The sequence below is a fragment of the Bradyrhizobium sp. 21 genome, assembly GCF_023073335.1.
Lineage (GTDB): Bacteria > Pseudomonadota > Alphaproteobacteria > Rhizobiales > Xanthobacteraceae > Bradyrhizobium.
Map to the genome: position 1 here is coordinate 77,104 of NZ_JADPJG010000026.1, position 21,155 is coordinate 98,258.

The following is a 21,155-nucleotide window of genomic DNA, read 5'->3' on the forward strand; positions in this document are numbered from 1 at the left end:
AAGCCTCGCGTCTCGCTGAGAACGGCCACCGTCCCCATGCCGGCGATCGCTCAAAAGTTAGCGATCCGGGAAACCGGACCGTTACCAGTCGGAGGGTTCCACGCGCTCCGCGGGGCGGGCGCTAACCAGTCGAAAATAATCCTCGCGTCAACTCGAGGCTGCAGAGAACGCGGGGCATGCTTTCATGGCAACCAACACGTTTGGCCGGCGCGGCGCCGTGGTGCCACCCCCAGGTCGATCGTTTCAACACGCATCGTTTCAACCCGTCGCTGCACCGATCGCTCCTGCGGTCGTGCGCGACAGCGCGCGGCCCTTGTCCAGCGAGGGCACGCTTCTTCGCGACAACAAGCTTCTGGCCGATATCCCTTTCCTCACTATTGGCCTGATTTTCGGTCTGCTCCTCGTCTTTGCTTTGCAACGCGCACTCGCCATCGACATTGCACGGGACGGCTCACTCGATGTCCGCTCGCTGATTGCTCAGGGCGCGTCCGGCTACGATCTGGTTGTCGGAAGGGGAGAGTGGTGGCGGATCGGCCTTGCGCCGCTTCTGCATGGCAGCCAGTGGCACCTCATCGGCAACTGCGTTGCGCTGTTCATCGTCGGCGTCAGGCTGGAGAGCCTCATCGGCCGCGGCTGGTTTTCGCTGATCTTCGTCGCCAGCGCAGTAGCCGGCGAGGCCGGCTCGCTGCTGGGCAATGGCCCCGCCGTCGCGGTGGGCGTCGGTGCGTCCGGCGCCATTACCGGGCTCATCGCCGCGCTGTTCGTTGCGAGCTTCGAGCCGGAGGCGGACGCCGATCAAACGATCTCGCGACTGAAGACGTCGCTGTTCTTCGGTGGTCCCGCCCTGCTGCCGCTTGCCTTTGGCGCCTCCGGCAATGTCAACTATTACGCCCATGCCGGCGGTGCGCTGGCCGGCGCCGCGCTTGCCATCACGCCGTGGCTCGCCTTCTGGTCCTATGACCGCCTGCCGCGCAGCGCCGGGATGACGTTGCTGGCAGGATTGGCTAGATCGCTGGTCTGCGCAGGCTTCGCCGCCGCTCATTATTCGTCCTACATGGCCGATGCCGTGCAGTACATCCGCGCGTCGGAAGCGCCGGCGACTGCCAAAGAGATGGCCAGCCGGTCTCTCGATCTCGTCACTCGCTATCCGAAAGACCCGCGGGCTCATCTGTTCCGTGCGGTCGCCTACCTGGAAAAAGCCAGCTTCAATGCCGCCGAGACGGAAGCGCGAACCGCCATATCGCTCGCCTCCTCGGATGTCGCGGGCGGGCCGGTGCGCTCCGGCGCGCAGGGCTTGATGGCGGTGTTGCTGCTGGCGCAGGGACGAACCAGCGAGGCAAAGGCCATGGCGGCCGAGCCGTGCCGTGCCAAGCTGGGTGAGGTGCGTCGTATCTTGCAGAAGCAGAAATTGTGCGGTTGAGATCATCCAGCATTCGCTGATTATCGCCCAAGATAGCCCAGTTCCTCGCTCATGATCCTGCGAGCATATTCGCTGAAGGCATCGATCAAGCGGCTCTGCGCGGCAAAAGGCGGATAGAGCAGTGCGATCGTAACGGGGACCGCGGGATTGAAGGGGCGCGTGATCAGGGCCGCGCCGGAGCTTTCGTCATGCGCGGCAATCGGGTTGATAATGCTGATGCCGAGACCCGCCGCGACCAGGGCACAGACCGATGCGCCCAGATCGGTCTCGGCAACAATGCGGCGCGTGACGCCAGCCTGCGCGAAGATCGTATCGATGCGATCGTGGAGCGGACTCCCCGTGGCGAAGGAGATGAACGCCTCATCGGAGAAGTCGGCAGGGCGCAGCGTCTTCTTCTGTGCAAGGCGATGCCCCTTCGGCATGATCGCGACGCAACGGGTCTTGAGCACCGGCTCGACATGCACCCCCGCAACCTCGCTGTAGAGCATTGCGAGCCCGGCGTCGCAAAGCCCGGAGCTGACCCAGTCGTGCACGGCGCTCGCCGTGCCTGATCGGATCGAGATCATCACATGCGGATAGTCCATTTTGAAGCGCGATGAGATGCGCGTCAGCAGGCCGCCGGCCAGGCGCGGCATCGCCGCAACGCTTAACCGACCCATGCCGAACGAGCGAATGCTCGCTGCGCCGGCCTCCAGTCCGGCCAAGCCGATGAAAGTCTTCTCGACCTCCTGGAAAAAGCGTGATCCGTCCACGGTCGGGCGAAGGCGGCCGCCACTGCGGTCGAACAGCGGAAATTGCGTGATCGCTTCCAATTGTCCGATCAGGCGGCTGATCTGGGGCTGCGAGGTGTGCATGCGCTGGGCCGCTTGCGTCATCGATCCCGTCACGAAGACCGCCCGAAAAGCCTCCACATGCTTCAAGCCCATCCGTCTGTTGGCCATATCAAATCCGTATAGGGGAGTGTGAAACTGGAATTTCATCAGATCGGGCTTTTGGACGATAGTCCAGAGCATGACGCCGTTCGTACGGTGTCCCGTCGATGCCACCCCGGTTCAGGCAGCGTCACGGGCACTCGCGAACAAGGGGGACGACATGAAAGCGACAACGATCAAGGCATTCGGCGCGGCAATCGTCGCCGGGGGTCTGCTGTCCAGCGAAGTCATGGCCCAGTCTGCGAGCAGACTGGACAAGATCCGCGAGAGCGGCTCGATCACGTTGGGCCATCCCGAGACCTCGGTACCCTTTGCCTATCTCGACGATAACCAGAAGCCGATCGGCTATACCGTCGAAATCTGTGAACACGTGGTGCAGGCGATCAAGACGGCGCTCAAGCTCCCCAAGCTCGAGATTCGGTACAATCCCATAACCTCGGCGACGCGTATTCAGCTGCTCGCCAACGGTACGATCGATCTCGAATGCGGCAACACGACCAACAATATCGAGCGGCATAAACTCGTCGACTTTGCTCCCACCATCTTCGTTGCGCAGGTCGTCCTCGTCGCGCGCAAGGATGGCGGGGTCGACGTCAACGACCCGGCTTCGTTTCGCGGCAAGGCCATCTCCGCCCAAGCCGGGGGCCAGACTTTCAAGGTGATCACGCTGATCAACGCCAAGGAGAATCTCGGCATCACGGTCGTGCCGGCCAGGGACACGGCCGAAACTTTCTTGTTGGTGTCGACGGGCCGGGTGGCCGGCACCGCCAACGATGACGGTCTCGCCTATGCCATTGTCGCCTCGTCCAGGACGCCGGATGCCTTCCAGATCGGTAGCAAGGGTCTCGAGATGGCGCCCTACGGCATCGTCGAACCCAAGGATGATCCCGCTTTCAAGAAGATCGTCGACGAGGCCGTGATCGACCTGATGAAGAGCGGACAGATTGCGGCGCTCTACGACAAGTATTTCAATTCACCAATCCCACCGCATGGCCTCAACCTGAAATTTCCAATGAGCGCCGCCCTCAAGCGGGCACTGGCCAACCCGACCGATTCCGGCGACCCGGCAGTCTACGAATGACGCGCCAGGCGCTCTAGAGGTCTCGCAAATGGCACATCAACACGAGACGAACGCGGCGGACGCCGGGTTGCCACCCGTCGACCTTCGCAGCGATACAGTCACCAAGCCCACCGAGGCGATGTATGCCCGCATGGCCTCGGCGCCGCTGGGCGATGATGGGCTGGACGGTGACCCCACGGCGAGGGAGCTGGAGGCCGTCGCAGCTGCGGCGTTGGGCAAGGACGCCGGCTTGTTCGTGCCGAGCTGCACGATGGCCAATCTATTGGCGACGCTGGCGCAGTCGCAGCGCAGCGAACAGATCGTATTGGAAGCGAATGCACATATGTACATCTCCGAACGAGGGGCGGCGACGTTCACTGGGCAGTTCTACCTCGCAATTGCCGGCAGCGACGGCGCGATGGACCTGAACTTGTTGGGGGACGCCATGCAGGGCGAAGGGCTCAAGCTCAGGACAGCCCTTGTCGCGATGGAAACCTCGCACAACAACGCGAGCGGCGCCGTGCTGCCGCTCGAGCACATGCAGGCGGTGCACGCCATGGCTTCGGCCCGCGGCGTCCCGGTGCATCTCGACGGAGCGCGGCTCTTCAACGCTGCAATTGCTCTTGAAGCGGCGCCGGCTCACATTGCACGGCACTGCGATACGGTCTCTCTGTGTCTATCGAAGGGCCTGAGCGCACCGGCCGGTGCCGTGCTCGCCGGGCCGCGCGCCGTGATCGACAGGAGCCGCAGATTTCGCCGCATGCTGGGAGGCGCGCAGCGCCAGATCGGCATCCTGGCCGCAGCCGGCCTTGAGGCCGTTCAGGTCATGGGTGCACGCTTGGCGGAGGATCACCGGCGTGCGCGAGCACTGAGTGACGCGTTGAACTGGATGCACCCGAAGATCAGCGCGACAATCCCGCAAACGAATATCGTGCAGGTCGATGTCTCTCTCTCCGGACGCGACAGCGCCGCGTGGTCGAGGGCTCTGGAAGGGAAGGGCGTGAAGGCGAGGCCCTGGGGCAGTCACCGCTTGCGCTGTGTGACCCATCGCCATATCGATGATGCGGATATTGATCGCGCGGTCGTGGCATTTCGCGCCGTGGCTGAAGCCTTGGTTTAGGAAAGCCTTACGTCAACACCCCCACCACCGCCCCCATCAGACACGTCGTCAGCGTCCCCGATACGATTGACTTCAGCCCCAGCGCGTTGATCTCCGCGCGCCGCTCCGGCGCCATCACGCCGAGGCCGCCGATCATGATGCCGAGGCTGGCGAAATTGGCGAAGCCGCACATCGCGTAGAGCATGATCAGGCGCGCGCGCGGATCGAGCGTGCCGGGCGGCAGCTTCGAGAAGTCGACATAGGCGATCAGCTCATTGAGTACGGTCTTCGTCCCCATCAGGCTGCCGGCCGTCACCGCCTGATCCCAGGGCAGGCCCATCAGCCAGCACACCGGCGCCATGACGAGGCCCAGCAACCGTTGCAGCGAGATCGCGGCCCCTGCGATGTTCGGCAAGAGGCCCAGAATGGCATTGACGAGATAGACCAGCGCCACCAGCACCAGCAGCATCGCGACGATGTTGATCAGCAACTCGATCCCGGCGCCGGTGCCTTTGACGATCGCGTCCATCGTGCTGGAGACTTCCATCTCGGGATCTTCCAGCGCGCCGCCGGTGCGCTTGTCACTTGTCTCGGGCACCATGATCAGGCTGACGAGGATCGCGGCCGGCGCGCCTAGCACGGAGGCGATGACGAAATGCGCGGCAGCATTAGGGATGAGCGGCGCAAGCAGCGTCGCATAGAGCACCAGCACGGTGCCGGCGATGCCTGCCATGCCGCCGGTCATCACCAGGAACAACTCGCTGCGGGTCATCTGCGCGAGATAAGGCCGCACGAACAGCGGCGCCTCGACCATGCCGAGAAAAATGTTGGCCGCAGTCGAGAGCCCGACCGCGCCGCCGACGCCGAGCGTCCGCTCCAGCAGCCAGGCCATGCCGCGCACGACCGGCGGCAGCACCCGCCAATAGAACAGCAGCGTGGTGAGCACGCTCATGACGAGCACGATCGGCAGCGCCTGGAACGCCAGGATGAAATCGGCGCCGGAGACCTTCAGATCGAAGGGCAGGGGGCCGCCGCCGACATAGCCGAACACGAAGGAGGAGCCGGCGCGCGAGGCCGCCGAGATCGCACCGACGGCATCGTTGACGGCACCGAAGGCGCGCGCGACGACGGGCACCTTCAGGAGCACGATCGCGCTGACGAAGGTAGCGACGAGGCCGATCGCGGCCTGCCGCAGCGAGACCGCGCGGCGATTCTCGCTCAGGACCAAGGCGATCAACAGCAATGCGAAAACGCCGAGTGCCGATTGCAGCCGCAGCATAATGTCCCCAAACCCCGATGATTATGGCCGCCCGTGCGTTGCAAACGCAATGCCGGGAGAATGTCGAAGCGTCCCTCTGTTGACAAGCAGGTCCGCGTCAGCCACGCGGAGCAGGTCGACATCAGGAGCCGGATATTCCGAGCGTGACCGAAGAGGCGATGCCAGACCAGCCAATATCCGGAAATCCGCCGGTCAGCGCCCGCGCGCTCCTTACCCACCGTGCCTTCCTGTTCTTCCTGCTCTCGCGCAGCCTGTCGCGCTTTTCCAGCCAGATCGCGGCGGTTGCGATCGGCTGGCAGATCTACGATCTCACCGGCTCGGCCTTCGACCTCGGCATGGTCGGCCTCGTGCAGTTCCTGCCCACGGCGCTCCTGGTGTTCGTCGCCGGCCATGCCGCCGACCGTTTCGAGCGCAAGCGCGTGGTCCAGCTCTGCCAGCTCGTGGAAGCCGCCACCGCGCTCTATCTCGCCGTCATCACCTATCTTGGCCTGGTCAGCGAAGTGCAGATTTTTATTGCGACCTTCGTGCTCGGCATTGCCGGCGCCTTTGAGAGCCCAACCACCGCGGCGCTGCTGCCCCTGATCGCGCCGCAGGGATCGCTCCAGCGCGCCACCGCCGTCTCCAGCGGCGCGGCGCAGGTCGCGACCATCACCGGCCCAGCGCTCGGCGGCTTCGCCTACGCGATCGCACCGCACCTCGCCTACGCCGTGATGGTGCTGTTCTGGATCTTTGGGATGATTTTGACCGGCTTCATCCGGCCGCGGCCGCAGGCGGTCGCCAAGGAGGGGACGGACACGGACGACATCTTTGCCGGCGTCCGCTTCATCCGCAGCAATCCGGCGATCCTCGGCACCATCTCGCTCGATCTGTTCGCGGTGCTGTTCGGCGGCGTCACCGCGTTGCTGCCGATCTACGCCCGCGACATCCTGCAGACCGGCCCGATGGGGCTCGGGATCTTGCGCGCCGCGCCGGCCGTCGGCGCGTTGGCGATGACCATGGTGCTGGCCCGTCACGCCATCTCGCGGCATGTGGGCCTGCGCATGTTTCAGGCCGTGATCGTGTTCGGCGTCGCAACGATCGCGTTCGCGCTGTCGTCCTGGATGTGGCTGTCGGTGCTCGCGCTCGCCATTCTCGGCGCGGCCGATACGATCAGCGTCGTGATCCGCTTCTCGCTGGTGCAGCTGTCAACGCCCGACGAGATGCGCGGCCGGGTCGGTGCGGTCAACTTCCTCTTCATCAACGCCTCCAACCAGCTAGGCCAGTTCGAAAGCGGGGTCGCGGCCGCATTGTTCGGCGCCATGCCCGCCGCAGTCCTCGGCGGCGTCTGCACCGTCGCGGTCGCGCTGCTCTGGATGAAGCTGTTTCCGAGCCTGCGCAAGGTGGAGAGTTTGGAGTAGGGCGGACTTCGCCTCTCCCCGCAAGCGGGGAGAGGGGGAGGATAGAGCTAACTAGCCCCGTCCGACGAACGGCATCTTGCTCGCCATCACCGTCATGGTCAGCACGTTGGCATCGAGCGGCAGACCGGCCATGTAGGCAACGGCATCGCCGACCGCCTTGGCGTCCATGCGCGGCTCCTGCTTCATCGTGCCGTCGGGCTGCATCACGCCGGGGCCGGCGACCATGCGGTCGGTCATCGGTGTTGCCGCGTTGCCGATGTCGACCTGGCCGACTGCGATGTCGTACATGCGGCCGTCGAGGTTGGAGGCCTTGGTCAGGCCGGTGATGGCGTGCTTGGTCGAGGTGTAGGCCGCCGAGAACGGCCGCGGCGCATGCGCCGAGATCGAGCCGTTGTTGATGATGCGGCCGCCGCGCGGGGTCTGGTCCTTCATGATGCGGAAGGCGTGCTGGGTGCAGAGGAACGGGCCGGTGAGGTTGGTGTTCACCACCGCCTGCCACTGCTCGAGGCTGAGATCCTCGAAATTCACCGGCGGCGCGCCCATGCCGGCATTGTTGAAGAGCACGTCGAGGCGGCCATAGGCGTCCTTCACCTTGGCGAACAGCGCGGCGATCTGCTCCGGCTTGGTCATGTCGGCGGTGACGCAGAGGCTCTTCCCCGCGGGACCGAGCTTCGCGGTCTCCTCGAGCATGTCGGGCCGGCGCCCGACCAGCACCACGGTGAAGCCGGTGTTCATCAACGCCAGCGACGCGGCGCGCCCGACACCGGTGCCGGCGCCCGTCACCACGGCGATTTTCTTTGCTTCACTCATCGTTTCCTGCCTTTTCTCTTAAGTTGTCAGGTTTTGGGTTCTTTTTCGTTCTTGTAGGGCGGCCGCGGAATGTTCTGATGCGCGGCGCGCAAGGCCGCCGACCAGCGTGAGCGCAAATCGTGGAAATAGGGCTCGCCCGCCTCGATGCGGTGGTTGAGATCGGCCTCGCAGGCGTCGGCACGCACCACCAGGACGTCGATCGGCAGGCCGACGCCGAGATTGGAGCGCATGGTGGAGTCCATCGAGATCAGGCCGGTCTTCAGCGCTTCGTAGAGCTCGACGTCGTAATGCATCGCCCGGTCGAGCACGGGCTTGCCGTATTTGTGCTCGCCGATCTGCAGATAGGGTGTGTCGGTGGTGCACTCGATGAAATTACCCGCCGTGTAGACCATGAACAGGCGCATGCGCGCGCCCTTGATCTGGCCGCCGAACAGGAAGGAGACGTCGAAGGACACGTCCTCTGATTTCAGTGCCGGCCCTTCGGTCGAGTGCACGGCCCGGATCGCGCGGCCGATGCGCTGGGCGGCCTGGAACATCGTCGGCGCGTTCATCAGCGTCTCGATCTCACCCGTGTTGGGGTCTTCGAGGCCTTCCGTCAGCGTGGAGAGCACCGACTGGCTGATGGCGAGATTGCCGGCGCTGGCGATTGCCATGATGCGGTCGCCGGGCTTGGAGAAGATGTGGAGCTTGCGGAAGGTCGAGACGTTGTCGAGGCCGGCATTGGTGCGGGTGTCGGCGATCATCACCAGACCGTCCCGAACCAGGATTCCGCAACAATAGGTCATTTCCAGTCCCCGAACGCGTTTGCGCGGAATTACTAGCCAATTTCAAGCGCCGCTCCAACCCCCGATTGCCGGGGGGCGGGCCGAAGGCTGTCCCCGGGTGAGGGGCGTGCGTAGCGCGGCTCAGCTCTGCCGCTGGGACTGCGATTGCGACTGGCCGCTGCGGCCGGCCTGCTCGACCTTCACGGCCACCGCCAGCGTCTCCGTGCCGCCGCCGTAGCGGGTGCCGCGCACGGGGGCTGCGCCGAGATAATCGAGCCCGATCGCGACGCGGACATGGGCGTCGGTGGCGCAGATGCTGTTGGCGGGGTCGAAACCGACCCAGCCGAGGCCGTCGACATAGGCCTCCGCCCAGGCATGGCCGGCGTCCTGGTGCGCCGTGCCGTCGGAGCGCAGGAAGTGCCCCGAGACGAAGCGCGCCGGCACGCCACCGCTGCGGGCGCAGGCGATGAAGATGTGCGCGTAGTCCTGGCAGACGCCGCGCTTGAGCGTGAACGCTTCCGCCGCCGAGGTGCCGCTGTTGGTCGGGTCCTCGTCGAAGGTCATGTGATCGCCGATTTGCGTCATCAGCGTGTGCAGGAAGCCGAGTGTGTCGCTCTCGGCCTCGCTGCGCAACTGGCGCGCAACCGCATTCATCGCCGGATTGACGGCGGTGAGGTCGCTGGCGCGCAGGAACATGCCGGCCGGAAAGCGCTCATCGGCGCCGCGGAGAACGCCGCCGGTGTCGTGGGTCTCGATCAGGCCCTCGGCAGTGATCTTGATGTCGCCGACGGGCCCGCAGGACAGCACATGGGTGACGTTGCCGAACGCGTCCTCGTGGGTGTCGAGCTTGGTGTCGGTCGAAACGTCGATCTGCCACTCCGCCACATATTGCCCGTCATGGCTGCCGGGCGTCATGCGCAGGATCTGGATGACGCTCGTGGCCTGCGGCTCGTAGCGATAGGTCGTGGTGTGCAGGATTCGGAGGCGCATGGTGTTTTGATTCCGTCATTCCAGGTCTGGTCCTTCGGACCATCCCGGAATGACTGCGTGTATCAGATCAAATACTGCTTCGTGATGATTTCCCCCAGCCTAGAATTGTCCAAGATGAATTCCTGAATGAATTCATGCACGCCATGCTGGAAAATGTCATTCATATTGCTGTGTTCGAGCCGGTTGCGGATGCCGCGGGCGTGGCGCTGGGCGGGGCCCTGGCGGCCGTAGGCGACGCCGATCTGGTCGAGGTTGCGCGTGAGATTGTCGTAGCAGCTTGCAAGCGAGCGCGGCAGCGTGCTGTTGAGGATGAGCAGATCCGCGACCAGCCAGGGCTTCAGCGTCTCGCGATAGACCCAGTGATAGGCCGTCAGCGCCGACACCGAGCGCAGGATCGAGCTCCACTGGTAGAAATCGAGCGGGCCGCCGACATGTTCCTCCTCGGGCAGCAGCACATGATACTTCACATCGAGGATGCGCGCAGTGTTGTCGGCGCGCTCCAGGTGAAGGCCGAGCCGCGAGAACCAGTAGGCGTCGTTGCGCAGCATGGTCCGGTACGCCGAGCCGTCGAAGCGCAGCGAGGTCTCCTGCACGAAACGCAGGAATTTTGCGAGATCCTCGCGCGTCGAGGTGCCCTTGCTCCAGACCTCCTGCAATTCGATCCAGGCCGAGTTGATGGTGTCCCACATCTCGCTGGTGAGCGCGGTGCGGACCGAACGCGAGTTCAGCCGCGCCGCCTCGATGCAGTTCCGGATCGAGGACGGGTTGTCGGCCGAGAACGAGAGGTAGTCGACGACGTTGTGCTCGTTGGCTTCCTCGTAGGTCTCATAGAAGCTCGTGGCGACGCCGGCGGTGAGAAGTGCCGAGTCCCATTCATTGGTCTTGCCGATATAGGCGGCGGGGAGCGCGGTGACGCGCAGCGTCGCATCAATGGTGCGCGCGAGATACTCGGCCCGTTCGACGTAGCGGGCGAGCCAGTAGAGGTTTTCGGCGGTACGCGACAGCATCTCTCTACTCGTCCAAAATCCAGGTGTCTTTGGTGCCGCCGCCCTGGCTCGAATTCACCACCAGGGAGCCTTCCTTCAGTGCGACGCGTGTGAGCCCGCCGGGCACGATCGTGGTGGTCTTGCTGCCAGTGAGCACGAACGGCCGCAGGTCGACGTGGCGCGGCGCCAGGCCCGATGCCGTGCAGGTTGGGCAGGTCGAGAGCGCCAGCGTCGGCTGTGCAATAAACCCTTCCGGTTCGCGCTTGAGCTTTTCGCGGAACGCTTCGATCGTGGCCTTGGTCGCGGCAGGTCCGATCAGCATGCCGTAGCCGCCGGAGCCGTGGACTTCCTTGACGACGAGATCGCCGAGGTTGTCGAGCACATAGGCGAGATCCTTCGGCTCGCGGCAGCGCCAGGTCTGCACGTTCTTCAGGATCGGCTCCTCGCCGAGGTAGAATTTCACGATCTCGGGCATGTAGGAGTAGATCGCCTTGTCGTCCGCGATGCCGGTGCCGACGGCGTTGGCGAGCGTGATGTTGCCGGCCGCATAGGCCGACATCAGTCCGGGCACGCCGAGCGCGGAGTCGGGCCGGAAGGTGAGGGGATCGAGGTAATCGTCGTCGACGCGGCGGTAGATCACGTCGACCCGTTTCACGCCTTCGGTCGTCCGCATGAACACTTCGTTGTTCTTGACGATGAGGTCGCGGCCCTCGACGAGCTCGATGCCGAGCTTGTCGGCGAGGAAGGAGTGCTCGTAATAGGCGGAGTTGTAGACGCCCGGCGTGAGCAACGCGACAGTCGGCTCGCCGGAGGCGCTTTGCGGCGCCACCGAGCGCAAGGCGGAGAGCAGCTCGTCCGGATAGCGTTCGACCGGCGCCACCCTGTGGCGGGCGAACAGGTCCGGAAACAACCGCATCATGATCTCGCGGTTTTCCAGCATGTAGGACACGCCGGACGGCGTGCGCGCATTGTCCTCAAGCACGATGAAGTCCTCGGCATCGACCCTGATGATGTCGATGCCGGCGATGTGCACGTAGACGTCGTGCGGCACCTGCTGGCCATTCATCTCGGGCCGGAACACCGGGTTCTGGAAGATCAAATCGTCGGGCACGATCCCGGCGCGGAGGATGTCGCGGCCGTGATAGATGTCGCGCAGGAACATGTTGAGCGCGCGGACGCGCTGCTTCAGGCCCTTTTCCAGCAGCGTCCATTCCTTGCCGGACATGATCCGCGGGATCACGTCGAAGGGAATCAGGCGCTCGGTGGACTCGGACTCGCCATAGACGGCGAAGGTGATGCCGATCCGGCGGAACAAAAGCTCGGCTTCTTGGCGGCGATATTCGAGCGCCTCGGGGGGCGTCTCCTTGAGCCAGCGCGCCAGCTCCTGATAGGCGGGGCGAAGGTCCCCACCCGGAATGTTCATTTCATCAAACGCGACTGCCATAGATCCCGACTTGTCTCCGCGAGGCGTTGCGCCATGTGACAGGTCGCTGAGCCCTTGGGGGAAGACCGCAACGTCCTGGCCATGCGGCAAGAGTGCATGACTTTCATGTGGTAGCAAGGGCCGGGCCAGCGCGATAAGCATGGGAAGGGGACATTTGCCCGGGATGGCCGGCGGCTTGCCTGAAAAAATGGCTGAGGACTGCTTATTTCGGCAGCAAAACCGCGTGACTTCAACGCGTTACCTCGGCAAAGTCGGGCCTACTGGTGAGGGACTTAAGGCATGAGCGAGATCGTTACGGCGGGTATTCTGGTCATTGGGGACGAAATCCTGTCCGGCCGGACCAAGGACAAGAATATCGGCTTCATCGCCGAATACCTGACCAATATCGGCATCGACCTGAAGGAGGTCCGGGTGGTCTCCGACGACGAGCCCGACATCATTGCCGCGTTGGATGCACTGCGGCATCGCTACACCTATGTCTTCACCACCGGCGGCATTGGCCCGACCCATGACGACATCACTGCGGACAGCGTCGCCAAGGCGTTCGGCGTCGGGATCGACCATCACCCGGAGGTCGTCGCCCGCTTCCGCGAGCGCTGGAGCGAGCAGGACCTCAACGAGGCCCGCCTGCGCATGGCCCGCATCCCCGATGGCGCCGAGCTGATCCAGAGCGCCACGATCCTCGCGCCCGGCTTCAAGATCGGCAACGTCATCGTGATGGCCGGCGTGCCCTCGATCATGCAGGCCATGATGGACATCGTCTCGCCCAAGCTGAAATCGGGCGTGCGCATGCTCTCCGAATCCGTCCGCGCCAATGCGCGGGAAGGCGACATCGGCAGCCCGCTGCGGGAGATCGCCGCGGCCCATCCCGACACCATCATCGGCAGCTATCCCTTCATGGACGAAGACCAGAAGCCCAACACCAATCTGGTGGTGCGCTCGCGCGACGCGGACAAGCTGGCGGCAGCGATGGTGGCGGTGAAGGAAATGCTGGCAGGATTGAATATCACCCGGTAGCAGAAGGGCTGCCGGACGACGATTGGCAGGAGACGACGATGGCTGGTGAAGCACCGGAACTGAGCGCGCAGGAGCGGGCGGGCAAGGCCTTTCCGGTCTCGTGGGACCAATTCCACCGGGATTGCCGGGCGCTGACCTGGCGGCTCAACGAGGTCGGTCCGTTCCACGCCGTGATCGCGATCACCCGCGGCGGGCTGGTGCCGGCCGCGATCGTCGCGCGTGAGCTCGGCGTGCGCGTGATCGATACGGTCTGCATCGCCAGCTACGACCATACCAAGCAGGGCGAACTGCAGGTTCTCAAAGGCATCTCCGAATCGGCGATGAAGCTCGGCGGCGGCACCGGCAAGGGACTCCTGATCGTCGACGACCTCGTCGACACCGGCAAGACCGGCAGGTTGGTGCGCGAGATGCTGCCCGATGCGCATTTCGCCACCGTCTACGCCAAGCCGAAGGGGCGCCCGCTGGTCGATACCTACATCACGGAAGTCTCGCAGGACACCTGGATCTTCTTCCCCTGGGACACCGCGCTCTCGTATCACCCACCGCTCCGCGACGGGGCGGCGTAACATTTCTTCATCTCGCCCCGCTTGCGGGGAGAGGCAAAGGCCGCGTAGCGGCCGTTCTAAGAAGTCCGAAGCGAAGCTTCGGCTGTTGCGAAGCAATCCGGGTGAGGGGGACGCTCCGCGAGTCCAATTCTCACTGTGATCGTGGAAGCAGCCCCTCACCCCAGCTCTCTCCCCGTAAGAACGGGGAGAGGAGTGGACTTGCACCATGCCCCTGCAAAACCGCGTCACGCCGACCGGCGATATCATCGCCACGCCGCATCGCGGCCTGTTCACCGGCAATCGCGGCATCATCCATGATCCCGCGACGAAGACCTTGTTGAAGAAGCGTTGGTCGTCGCCGGCTTGGCTCACCTGCACCTGCGAATTCCGCGGCCGCCGCCGCGAGGTGATGGCGCAGCGGAGCTGGACCGAGCTGTTCTTCCTCGACGAGGCCACTGCGCTCGCCGCCGGACATCGTCCCTGCTTCTATTGCCGCCGCGACGACGCCAATCGGTTTCGCGCGATGTGGGAGAAGGGCAATCGCGTGCACGACGTCCGCATGCACGACATCGACGACGTCCTGCATCACGAACGGCTCGATCACGGCAGGAAGCGGCTGCATGAGCTGCTGATGCCGATCGAGCAGCTTCCCGATGGAGCGATGGTCCTGCAAGGCGAAGAGAGTTTTCTTGTGACGCGGGGCAGGCTGCTGCGGTGGTCACCGGCAGGCTATGCCGGCGTTGAGGGGCAGCTCGACGACGCGAAGCTGCTGACGCCTCCCTCAATGCTGCGTACGCTCAACGCCGGCTACCAGCCCGTGCTGCATCCGACGGCGCTCGGCTAGCGCAAGGTCGGCGACTTTGTCGCCATCACCCCAGCTTCTCGCGGGCCAGCGCCGCACCGGCGCCAAGCGCCATCAGCTTGGCTTCGGCGATCTCACGCCGCATCGGCGCCATGCCGCAATTGGTGGTGGCGATGATGTTGCTCTTGGGTACGAATTTCGACACCGCGTCGATTGCCCGCACGACGTCCTCCGCCGTCTCCACCGTGTCGCTGGCGACGTCGATGACGCCGGCCTGCACGATCTTGGTCTTGAGCAGCGCGAGCAGATCCAGCGGCACCTTGGAGTTGCGGCACTCGATCGCGACCTGCTGGATCGGGCTGGCATCGATCGCCGGAAAGATCTGCTCATACTGCCTCCATTGCGCGCCGAGCGTCTCCTTCCAGTCGGTATTGGCCTTGATGCCGTAGCCGTAGCAGATGTGCACGGCGGTGGCGCAGGTCAGGCCCTGCGCGGCGCGCTCCAGCGCCTTGATGCCCCAATCGTTGACCTCGTCCATATAGACATTGAAGGCGGGCTCGTCGAACTGCACGAGATCGACGCCGTCGGCCTGCAGCGCCTTGGCCTCTTCGTTCAACAGCTCGGCAAAGGCGAAGGCCATCTTGACGCGGTCGCCATAGTAACTGTCGGAGATGGTGTCGATGATGGTCATCGGACCGGGCAGGGTGAATTTCAGTTTCTTCTTCGTGTGCGTACGCGCAACACGTGCCTCGTCGGCGTGGACGCGGCCTTTGAGCCGGAGCGGGGCGACCACCTGCGGTACCATCGCCTTGTAGCGATCCTTGCGGATTCCCATCTCGACCTTGTGGGCGAAATCGATGCCCTCGATCTTCTCGAGAAAGCCGTGCACGAAGTGCTGCCGGGCCTGCTCGCCCTCGGTGACGATGTCGATGCCGGCGTCCTCCTGGACCTTGACGGCAAGCATGGTCGCGTCGCGCTTGGCGCGGATAAGCTCGTCGCCCTGCGACTTCCAGGGCGCCCAGAGCATGTTGGGCTCGGCGAGCCATTCCGGCTTCGGCAAGGAGCCGGCGATCGTGGTTGGAAACAGCATGACGGCGCTCCCGGCGGGTTGTGATTGCGCCCCTTCCTGCCATGTCTTAACGTCGAGGTACAGAACAACAAAAGTCGCCTTGAAACCCGCGACGCCGGACCGGAAACGCCATGATCGAATTCTTCTTCGACTGTTCCAGCCCCTGGACCTATCTCGCTTTCCACAATATCCGGCCGCTGGCCGAAGAGCTCGGCGCGGAGATCATCTGGCGGCCGATCCTGGTCGGCGGCATCTTCAACACGGTCAATCCGAGCGTCTACGCACAGCGGGAGACGCCGGTGCCGCTGAAGGCGCGCTATATGAAGAAGGACCTTGCCGACTGGTCGCGCTCGGCCGGTCTCGCGATCAAGATGCCGCCGACGGTATTTCCGGTGAACAGCGTGAAAGCGATGCGCGGCTGCATCTGGCTGGGACGGGACATGGTGCCGTTCGCGACGGCCGTGTTCGAGACTTATTGGGGCGGCGACAAGGACATCTCGCAGGACGCTGTGCTGGCCGAGATCTGCAGGAAGGTCGGCATCGACGAGCAGAGGTTTTTCGCCGGCATTTCGGAGCAGGCGATCAAGGATCAGCTCAAGGCCAACACCGAAGAGGTCGTCGCGCGCGGCGGCTTCGGCTCGCCGACGATCTTCGTCAACAAGACCGACATGTATTTCGGCAACGACCGCCTGCCGCTGATCCGCGAGGCGCTTTTGCGCAGCAAGGCGAGTGCGGCTTGATGGTGCGGGCCGTCGTCTGCCGCGCGCTCGGCGCGCCCGAAACGTTGCGGCTGGAGGAGTTTCCTTCGCGCGCCTTGAAGCCGGGCGAGGTGCGCGTCGCGATCCGGGCCGCCGGTCTCAACTTTCCCGATGTATTGATGGCGGCCGGCGAATACCAGCTCAAGCCGGAGCTGCCGTTCACGCCGGGCATGGAGGCGGCCGGTGATGTCGCCGAGGTCGGGCCGGAGGCACGCGGCGTTTCAGTCGGTGACAAGGTCATCGTCAAGATGCGCCACGGCGCGTTCACCGATGAGGCGGTGGTGACGCCCGCGCAGCTGACGCCGATGCCATCGACGTTCGACTATGCGGAAGCTGCGACCTATCTCGCCGGGCACGGTACCGCCTATCACGCGCTGATCGACCGCGGCCGGGTCGAGCCCGGCGAGGTGCTGCTGGTGCATGGTGCCGGTGGCGGCGTTGGATTGGCTGCCGTCGAGATCGGCAAGATGCTTGGCGCGACCGTGATCGCGACCGCCTCCAGCGACGAGAAGCTTGCCGTCGCAAAATCGCGCGGCGCCGATCATCTCGTGCGCTACGACCGCGAGCCATTTCGCGACGCCGTCAAGCGCATCACCGACGGCCGCGGCGCCGACGTGGTGTTCGATCCCGTCGGTGGCGAGGTGTTCGAGAACTCGATGCGCTGCATCGCCTGGGGCGCGCGGCTGCTGGTGATCGGTTTTACCGGCGGCATCGGCTCGGCCAAGACCAATCTGCTGCTGATCAAGGGCGCCAGCGTGCTCGGCGTGCGCGCCGGCGAAGCCGTGCGAAAAAACCCTGCGCTTGGCGAGGTGCGGCTGAAGGCGCTGCTGGCGTGGGCAGAGGAGGGCAAACTGCGGCCCAACGTCTCGCATCGCCTGCGGCTGGAGGATTTTGCGAAGGCGATGCGACTGTTGCTCGACCGCAAGGCGATTGGGCGCGTGGCGCTGGTGATGGAGTGACGGTGCCGCCGGTCCGTAGGGAGGGTTAGCCCTGCAGATGCGCGAACCATGTCTCCACGTTTGCCGATCGAAGTTGGTGGGTTACGCGAAGCGCCTGCGCTACGCAAAGCCGCTTCGCTAACCCACCCTACGAAGCGCGACGAAGTCTCACTTATACTCCCGCTCCGTCCACCACGGGAAATAATCCGGCATATCGCTGGACACCTTGTTCTTGAACTGTGCCGGCCGCTTCTCCAGGAACGACGTCACGCCTTCCTTCACGTCGTCGGAGCGGCCGCGGGCGTAGATGCCGCGGCTGTCGACCTTGTGGGCTTCCATCGGATCGTCGGCGCCCATCATGCGCCACATCATCTGACGGATCAGCGCGACCGACACCGGCGCCGTCTTCGCCGCAAACTCCTTGGCGAGCGCGCGGGCGGTCGGTAGCAGATCTTCCGGGGCGACGACCTTGCTGACGAGGCGCCCCGCGAGCGCCTCTTGGGCCGGGAAGACGCGGCCCGAATAGCACCATTCCAGCGCTTGCGAGATGCCGACGATGCGCGGCAGGAACCAGCTCGAGGCGGCCTCCGGCACGATGCCGCGCTGGGAAAACACGAAGCCGAAACGTGCGGCGTCGGAGGCGATACGGATGTCCATCGCGAGCTGCATGGTGACGCCGATGCCGACCGCGGGACCGTTCACTGCGGCGATCACCGGCTTCAGGCATTTAAAGATGCGCAAGGTCACCTGGCCGCCGCCGTCGCGCACCTGGGAATCGCTGTAGTCGACCTTGCCGTCGGCGAAGCGTTTTACGGGCCCGCGCCGGGCGTCGCGGTCGAAAGTATCGGCGCCCGAGGAAAGATCGGCGCCCGCGCAAAAACCGCGGCCGGCGCCTGTGACGATGATGGCGCGGACGTCGTCGTCCTTGTCGGCGGCGTCGAATGCGTCGATCAGCTCTGCTTGCATCTGGGCGTTGAAGGCGTTGAGCTTGTCGGGCCGGTTCAGAGTGATGGTGAGGATCTGCTCGGCGACCTCGTACTTGATTGTCTCATACGCCATGGATGTTTCCTTCCTTCTTGAACGCAATCTCGTGAAGACGTCATGCATGTGTGCTGCCGTCCGTCTTGCGCGGACTGGGCATGTCTTCTCTCCAGAGTAACCAAACGACAATGGCCGGAGCATGGGCGAGCGGAAGCGACGCCGTCCTTCGGACTGCTATTCCCGACCATGTCGCAGTCTAGCAGTATTGACGTGTCAGCGCGCCGGCGGGCTCGGCCAGGGCTTCTGCGGCCCGCGCAGGCTCTCAAAAGCCTTGGCCATGCCGAGCACGCCGATATCGTCGAAGCGGCGGCCGACGATCTGCACGCCGATGGGAAAACCCTTGCCGTCGAAGCCGCCGTTGATCGAGATTGCCGGATTCTCCGACATATTCCACGGCACGGTATAGGCGATGTGCTCGAACGGCTTCATGGGATCGTTGGTCGGCGAGGCCCAGTCCGCCGGATAGTTCACGTTCGGCGCCGTCGGCGAGATCACATAGTCGAGCTCGCAAAACAGTTTTGATGCGGCAGCCCGGATCGCCATGGTCTGGTTGAAGCCACGAATGACGTCGACACCAGAGAGCTTTGCGCCGGTTTCGCCCCATTTGAAGATGTAGGGCAGCACCTTTGCCTGCTCGGCCGGCGTCAGCTTCGACAGGTCATCCCACATCCGCGCGCGCCAGAAATTATCGAGACCATCGAGCATCTCGCGCGTCAGGATGCCGTCGACTTCGGTGACGACGGCGCCGGCGGATTCGAATGCTTTCGCGGCCTTCACCGCGACCTCGCGCACCGGTTTCTCCAGCGCCAGGCCGACGCCGGGATCGAGCATCAATCCGATGCGCAGCTTTCGCGGAGACTTCTCCAGCCCTTTCCAGTTGAGCGGCTCGGCGGGCAGGCTCATGCCGTCGCGCCGGTCTGGCTTTGCAATCGCGCTCATCATCAGCGCGCAATCGTCGACCGTGCGCGTCATGGGACCTGCGACGCGGCCGACATAGACGGGATCGATCGGCACGCGGCCAAAGCTCGGCTTCATTCCGACGAGGCCGCACCAGCCCGCAGGCAGGCGCACCGAGCCGCCGATATCGGTGCCGAGATGCAGCGGAGCGTAACCGGCCGCAGCCGCCGCGCCTGCGCCAGCGCTGGAGCCGCCGGGATTCTTGGAGAGATCCCAGGGGTTGCGCGCGAGCGCGTGGAAGCTGGAGAGCCCCGAGGACAGCATGCCGTAATCGGGCATCGTGGTTTTTGCGAAGATAATCGCCCCGGCTTCGCGCAGCCGCGCGGCGGGCGGGGCGTCCTTCTCGGCCGGCACGAGCTTGACGCTCGCCGCGCCCAGCGGCACCGGCACGCCCTTGGTCGCGATGTTGTCCTTCACCGTCACGGGCACGCCGTCGAGCGCGCCAGAGGGCTCGCCCCCGGTCCAGCGCGCGGTCGAGGCTTTTGCGGCCTCGCGCGCGCCGTCGGGATCGTATGCATAGAGCGCCTTGAGGTGCGGTTCCCACGCAGCGACGTGCGCAAGCACGTCCTCCAGCACCTCGCTCGGCGAGAACTGCTTGGCCCGATAGCCCGCGATCAGATCGACCGCGGAGAGATCGTGCAGCGAGGTGACCGCCTCTTCGGCGCTCTCATTATGCATGGGCGCCCACCGGCATACGGGTCTCGATGATGCGGGCGAACATGCTGGCGCCGATCGGCAGGATCTTGTCGTCGAGCACGAAGCCGGGATTGTGCACCGGCACCGAGCCGTCATGCCCGACCCAGAAATAGGCGCCGGGAATCGTCTGCAGCATGTCGGCAAAATCCTCGCTGCCCATCTTCGGCTGGGCACGGGTAATCACGTTGGCGGGGTCGACGATTGTGCGCGCGACCTCCTCGACCACCTTGGATTGCTCGACCTGGTTGACCAGCACGTCGAAGGTGTCGCGGATGTCGACGTCGATCACGCACTGATAGGCGCTCGCGATGCCCGCGCAGATCGTGCGGATGCGATCGCTGATCAAGGTGCGGACCTCTTTCGAGAAGGTGCGGATGGTGCCGCACAGGTGCGCGTCGCCGGGAATGACGTTGTAGGCGGAGCCGGCGTGGATCTGGGTGATCGAGACGACGGCGGCTTGAAGCGGCTCGACGTTGCGGCTGACGATGGTCTGGATCGCCTGCGCCAGCGTGGTCGCGATGATCACGGCGTCCTTGGAGCGCTCGGGCATGGCGCCATGCGCACCGTAGCCGGTGATGCGGAGGTCGAAGAAGTCGGCGCTGGCCATCGCCGGGCCCGGCAGGATCGCGATCTCGCCATGGTTGAGGTCGGGCGCGTTATGCAGGCCGTAGAGCTCGTCGCACGGGAATTTCTCGAACAAGCCGTCCTTGATCATGGCGCGGGCGCCGCCGAGGCCTTCCTCGGCCGGCTGGAAGATCAAATGCACGGTGCCGTCGAAGTTCCTGGTCTCGGCGAGGTAGCGCGCGGTGCCGAGCAGCATGGTGGTGTGGCCGTCATGGCCGCAGCCGTGGAAGCGGCCGGGGATTTTCGAGCTCCATTTCAGGTTGGTGTTCTCTTCCATCGGCAGCGCGTCCATGTCGGCGCGCAGGCCGATGCGCTTGCCGCTCGACCCCTTGCCCTTGATGACACCGATCACGCCGGTGCCGCCGAGACCGCGATGCACCTCGATGCCCCAGCTCTTCAGCTTGTCGGCGACGATGCCGGAGGTGCGCACTTCCTCGAAGCCGATCTCGGGATGGGCATGGAGGTCGCGCCTGATAGCAGTGAGTTCGTCGGCATAGCCGTCGATACGGTCGATCGTGGGCATGTGT

Annotated in this window: 20 protein-coding genes; 9 read left to right on the top strand and 11 right to left on the bottom strand. The window is 64.6% G+C overall.

Going from position 1 to position 21,155, the window contains the following annotated elements; genetic code table 11:
• The first annotated feature begins 184 nt into the window (after positions 1 to 184).
• Positions 185 to 1,420, top strand: coding sequence for a rhomboid family intramembrane serine protease (locus IVB31_RS21580; protein ID WP_247326951.1), 1,236 nt, complete (start codon positions 185 to 187; stop codon positions 1,418 to 1,420).
• A 20-nt stretch (positions 1,421 to 1,440) separates the two neighbouring features.
• Here the strand turns inward: IVB31_RS21580 and IVB31_RS21585 are convergent, their stop codons facing one another.
• Positions 1,441 to 2,361: a LysR substrate-binding domain-containing protein gene (locus tag IVB31_RS21585; RefSeq protein WP_247326953.1), complete on the bottom strand. Its 921-nt coding sequence runs from the start codon at positions 2,359 to 2,361 to the stop codon at positions 1,441 to 1,443.
• 151 nt (positions 2,362 to 2,512) lie between these two features.
• On the opposite strand from IVB31_RS21585, the gene IVB31_RS21590 reads away from it, so the two are divergent.
• Complete coding sequence (locus IVB31_RS21590; RefSeq protein WP_247326955.1) at positions 2,513 to 3,433, top strand: amino acid ABC transporter substrate-binding protein; 921 nt, start codon at positions 2,513 to 2,515, stop codon at positions 3,431 to 3,433.
• 28 nt (positions 3,434 to 3,461) lie between these two features.
• Positions 3,462 to 4,532, top strand: coding sequence for a GntG family PLP-dependent aldolase (locus IVB31_RS21595; RefSeq protein WP_247326957.1), 1,071 nt, complete (start codon positions 3,462 to 3,464; stop codon positions 4,530 to 4,532).
• A gap of 7 nt (positions 4,533 to 4,539) precedes the next feature.
• On the opposite strand, the gene IVB31_RS21600 is transcribed toward IVB31_RS21595, so the two are convergent.
• Positions 4,540 to 5,790 (bottom strand): nucleoside transporter C-terminal domain-containing protein, encoded by a 1,251-nt coding sequence (locus IVB31_RS21600; protein WP_247326959.1) that lies wholly within the window; start codon positions 5,788 to 5,790, stop codon positions 4,540 to 4,542.
• A 158-nt stretch (positions 5,791 to 5,948) separates the two neighbouring features.
• Between IVB31_RS21600 and IVB31_RS21605 the strand changes: the two genes are divergently transcribed.
• Positions 5,949 to 7,187, top strand: coding sequence for an MFS transporter (locus IVB31_RS21605; protein ID WP_247326961.1), 1,239 nt, complete (start codon positions 5,949 to 5,951; stop codon positions 7,185 to 7,187).
• Positions 7,188 to 7,238: 51 nt separating this feature from the next.
• Here the strand turns inward: IVB31_RS21605 and IVB31_RS21610 are convergent, their stop codons facing one another.
• The 5 genes from IVB31_RS21610 to IVB31_RS21630 all read right to left on the bottom strand — a co-directional run bounded on the left by IVB31_RS21610 (position 7,239) and on the right by IVB31_RS21630 (position 12,181).
• A complete protein-coding gene (locus tag IVB31_RS21610) occupies positions 7,239 to 7,997 on the bottom strand; it encodes an SDR family oxidoreductase (protein ID WP_247326963.1) in 759 nt (252 codons plus the stop codon).
• A gap of 26 nt (positions 7,998 to 8,023) precedes the next feature.
• Positions 8,024 to 8,782 carry a proteasome-type protease gene (locus tag IVB31_RS21615; protein WP_247326966.1) on the bottom strand — a complete coding sequence of 253 codons (759 nt, stop codon included), beginning with the start codon at positions 8,780 to 8,782 and terminating at the stop codon, positions 8,024 to 8,026.
• Between the two features lie 120 nt (positions 8,783 to 8,902).
• A complete protein-coding gene (locus IVB31_RS21620; RefSeq protein ID WP_247326976.1) occupies positions 8,903 to 9,751 on the bottom strand; it encodes a transglutaminase family protein in 849 nt (282 codons plus the stop codon).
• A 62-nt stretch (positions 9,752 to 9,813) separates the two neighbouring features.
• Positions 9,814 to 10,758, bottom strand: coding sequence for an alpha-E domain-containing protein (locus IVB31_RS21625; protein ID WP_247326979.1), 945 nt, complete (start codon positions 10,756 to 10,758; stop codon positions 9,814 to 9,816).
• 4 nt (positions 10,759 to 10,762) lie between these two features.
• Positions 10,763 to 12,181 (bottom strand): circularly permuted type 2 ATP-grasp protein, encoded by a 1,419-nt coding sequence (locus IVB31_RS21630; RefSeq protein WP_247326983.1) that lies wholly within the window; start codon positions 12,179 to 12,181, stop codon positions 10,763 to 10,765.
• A 279-nt stretch (positions 12,182 to 12,460) separates the two neighbouring features.
• Here IVB31_RS21630 and IVB31_RS21635 point away from each other — a divergent pair, with 279 nt between their 5' ends.
• From IVB31_RS21635 to IVB31_RS21645, 3 genes are all read left to right on the top strand, one after another.
• Entirely contained in the window at positions 12,461 to 13,198 is a 738-nt protein-coding gene (locus IVB31_RS21635) for a molybdopterin-binding protein (protein ID WP_247326986.1), read from the top strand.
• Between the two features lie 38 nt (positions 13,199 to 13,236).
• On the top strand, positions 13,237 to 13,764 hold the full coding sequence (gpt, locus tag IVB31_RS21640; RefSeq protein WP_247326989.1) for a xanthine phosphoribosyltransferase: 528 nt from the start codon (positions 13,237 to 13,239) through the stop codon (positions 13,762 to 13,764).
• 205 nt (positions 13,765 to 13,969) lie between these two features.
• Positions 13,970 to 14,587: a hypothetical protein gene (locus tag IVB31_RS21645; RefSeq protein ID WP_247326992.1), complete on the top strand. Its 618-nt coding sequence runs from the start codon at positions 13,970 to 13,972 to the stop codon at positions 14,585 to 14,587.
• A 25-nt stretch (positions 14,588 to 14,612) separates the two neighbouring features.
• On the opposite strand, the gene IVB31_RS21650 is transcribed toward IVB31_RS21645, so the two are convergent.
• Positions 14,613 to 15,635, bottom strand: coding sequence for a methionine synthase (locus IVB31_RS21650; protein ID WP_247327004.1), 1,023 nt, complete (start codon positions 15,633 to 15,635; stop codon positions 14,613 to 14,615).
• A gap of 110 nt (positions 15,636 to 15,745) precedes the next feature.
• Here IVB31_RS21650 and IVB31_RS21655 point away from each other — a divergent pair, with 110 nt between their 5' ends.
• Both IVB31_RS21655 and IVB31_RS21660 read left to right on the top strand, forming a co-directional pair.
• Positions 15,746 to 16,354 carry a 2-hydroxychromene-2-carboxylate isomerase gene (locus IVB31_RS21655; RefSeq protein ID WP_247327007.1) on the top strand — a complete coding sequence of 203 codons (609 nt, stop codon included), beginning with the start codon at positions 15,746 to 15,748 and terminating at the stop codon, positions 16,352 to 16,354.
• Positions 16,354 to 17,331, top strand: coding sequence for an NADPH:quinone oxidoreductase family protein (locus tag IVB31_RS21660; protein ID WP_247327671.1), 978 nt, complete (start codon positions 16,354 to 16,356; stop codon positions 17,329 to 17,331). The genes IVB31_RS21655 and IVB31_RS21660 overlap by 1 nt, the downstream gene beginning before the upstream one ends.
• A gap of 147 nt (positions 17,332 to 17,478) precedes the next feature.
• On the opposite strand, the gene IVB31_RS21665 is transcribed toward IVB31_RS21660, so the two are convergent.
• The 3 genes from IVB31_RS21665 to IVB31_RS21675 all read right to left on the bottom strand — a co-directional run bounded on the left by IVB31_RS21665 (position 17,479) and on the right by IVB31_RS21675 (position 21,151).
• Entirely contained in the window at positions 17,479 to 18,369 is an 891-nt protein-coding gene (locus IVB31_RS21665) for a crotonase/enoyl-CoA hydratase family protein (RefSeq protein ID WP_247327009.1), read from the bottom strand.
• 195 nt (positions 18,370 to 18,564) lie between these two features.
• Positions 18,565 to 19,986 carry an amidase gene (locus IVB31_RS21670; protein ID WP_247327014.1) on the bottom strand — a complete coding sequence of 474 codons (1,422 nt, stop codon included), beginning with the start codon at positions 19,984 to 19,986 and terminating at the stop codon, positions 18,565 to 18,567.
• The gene (locus IVB31_RS21675) at positions 19,979 to 21,151 is read right to left on the bottom strand and encodes a M20 aminoacylase family protein (RefSeq protein ID WP_247327019.1); all 1,173 of its coding nucleotides are present in this window, start codon (positions 21,149 to 21,151) and stop codon (positions 19,979 to 19,981) included. The genes IVB31_RS21670 and IVB31_RS21675 overlap by 8 nt, the downstream gene beginning before the upstream one ends.
• Positions 21,152 to 21,155 lie beyond the last annotated feature (4 nt).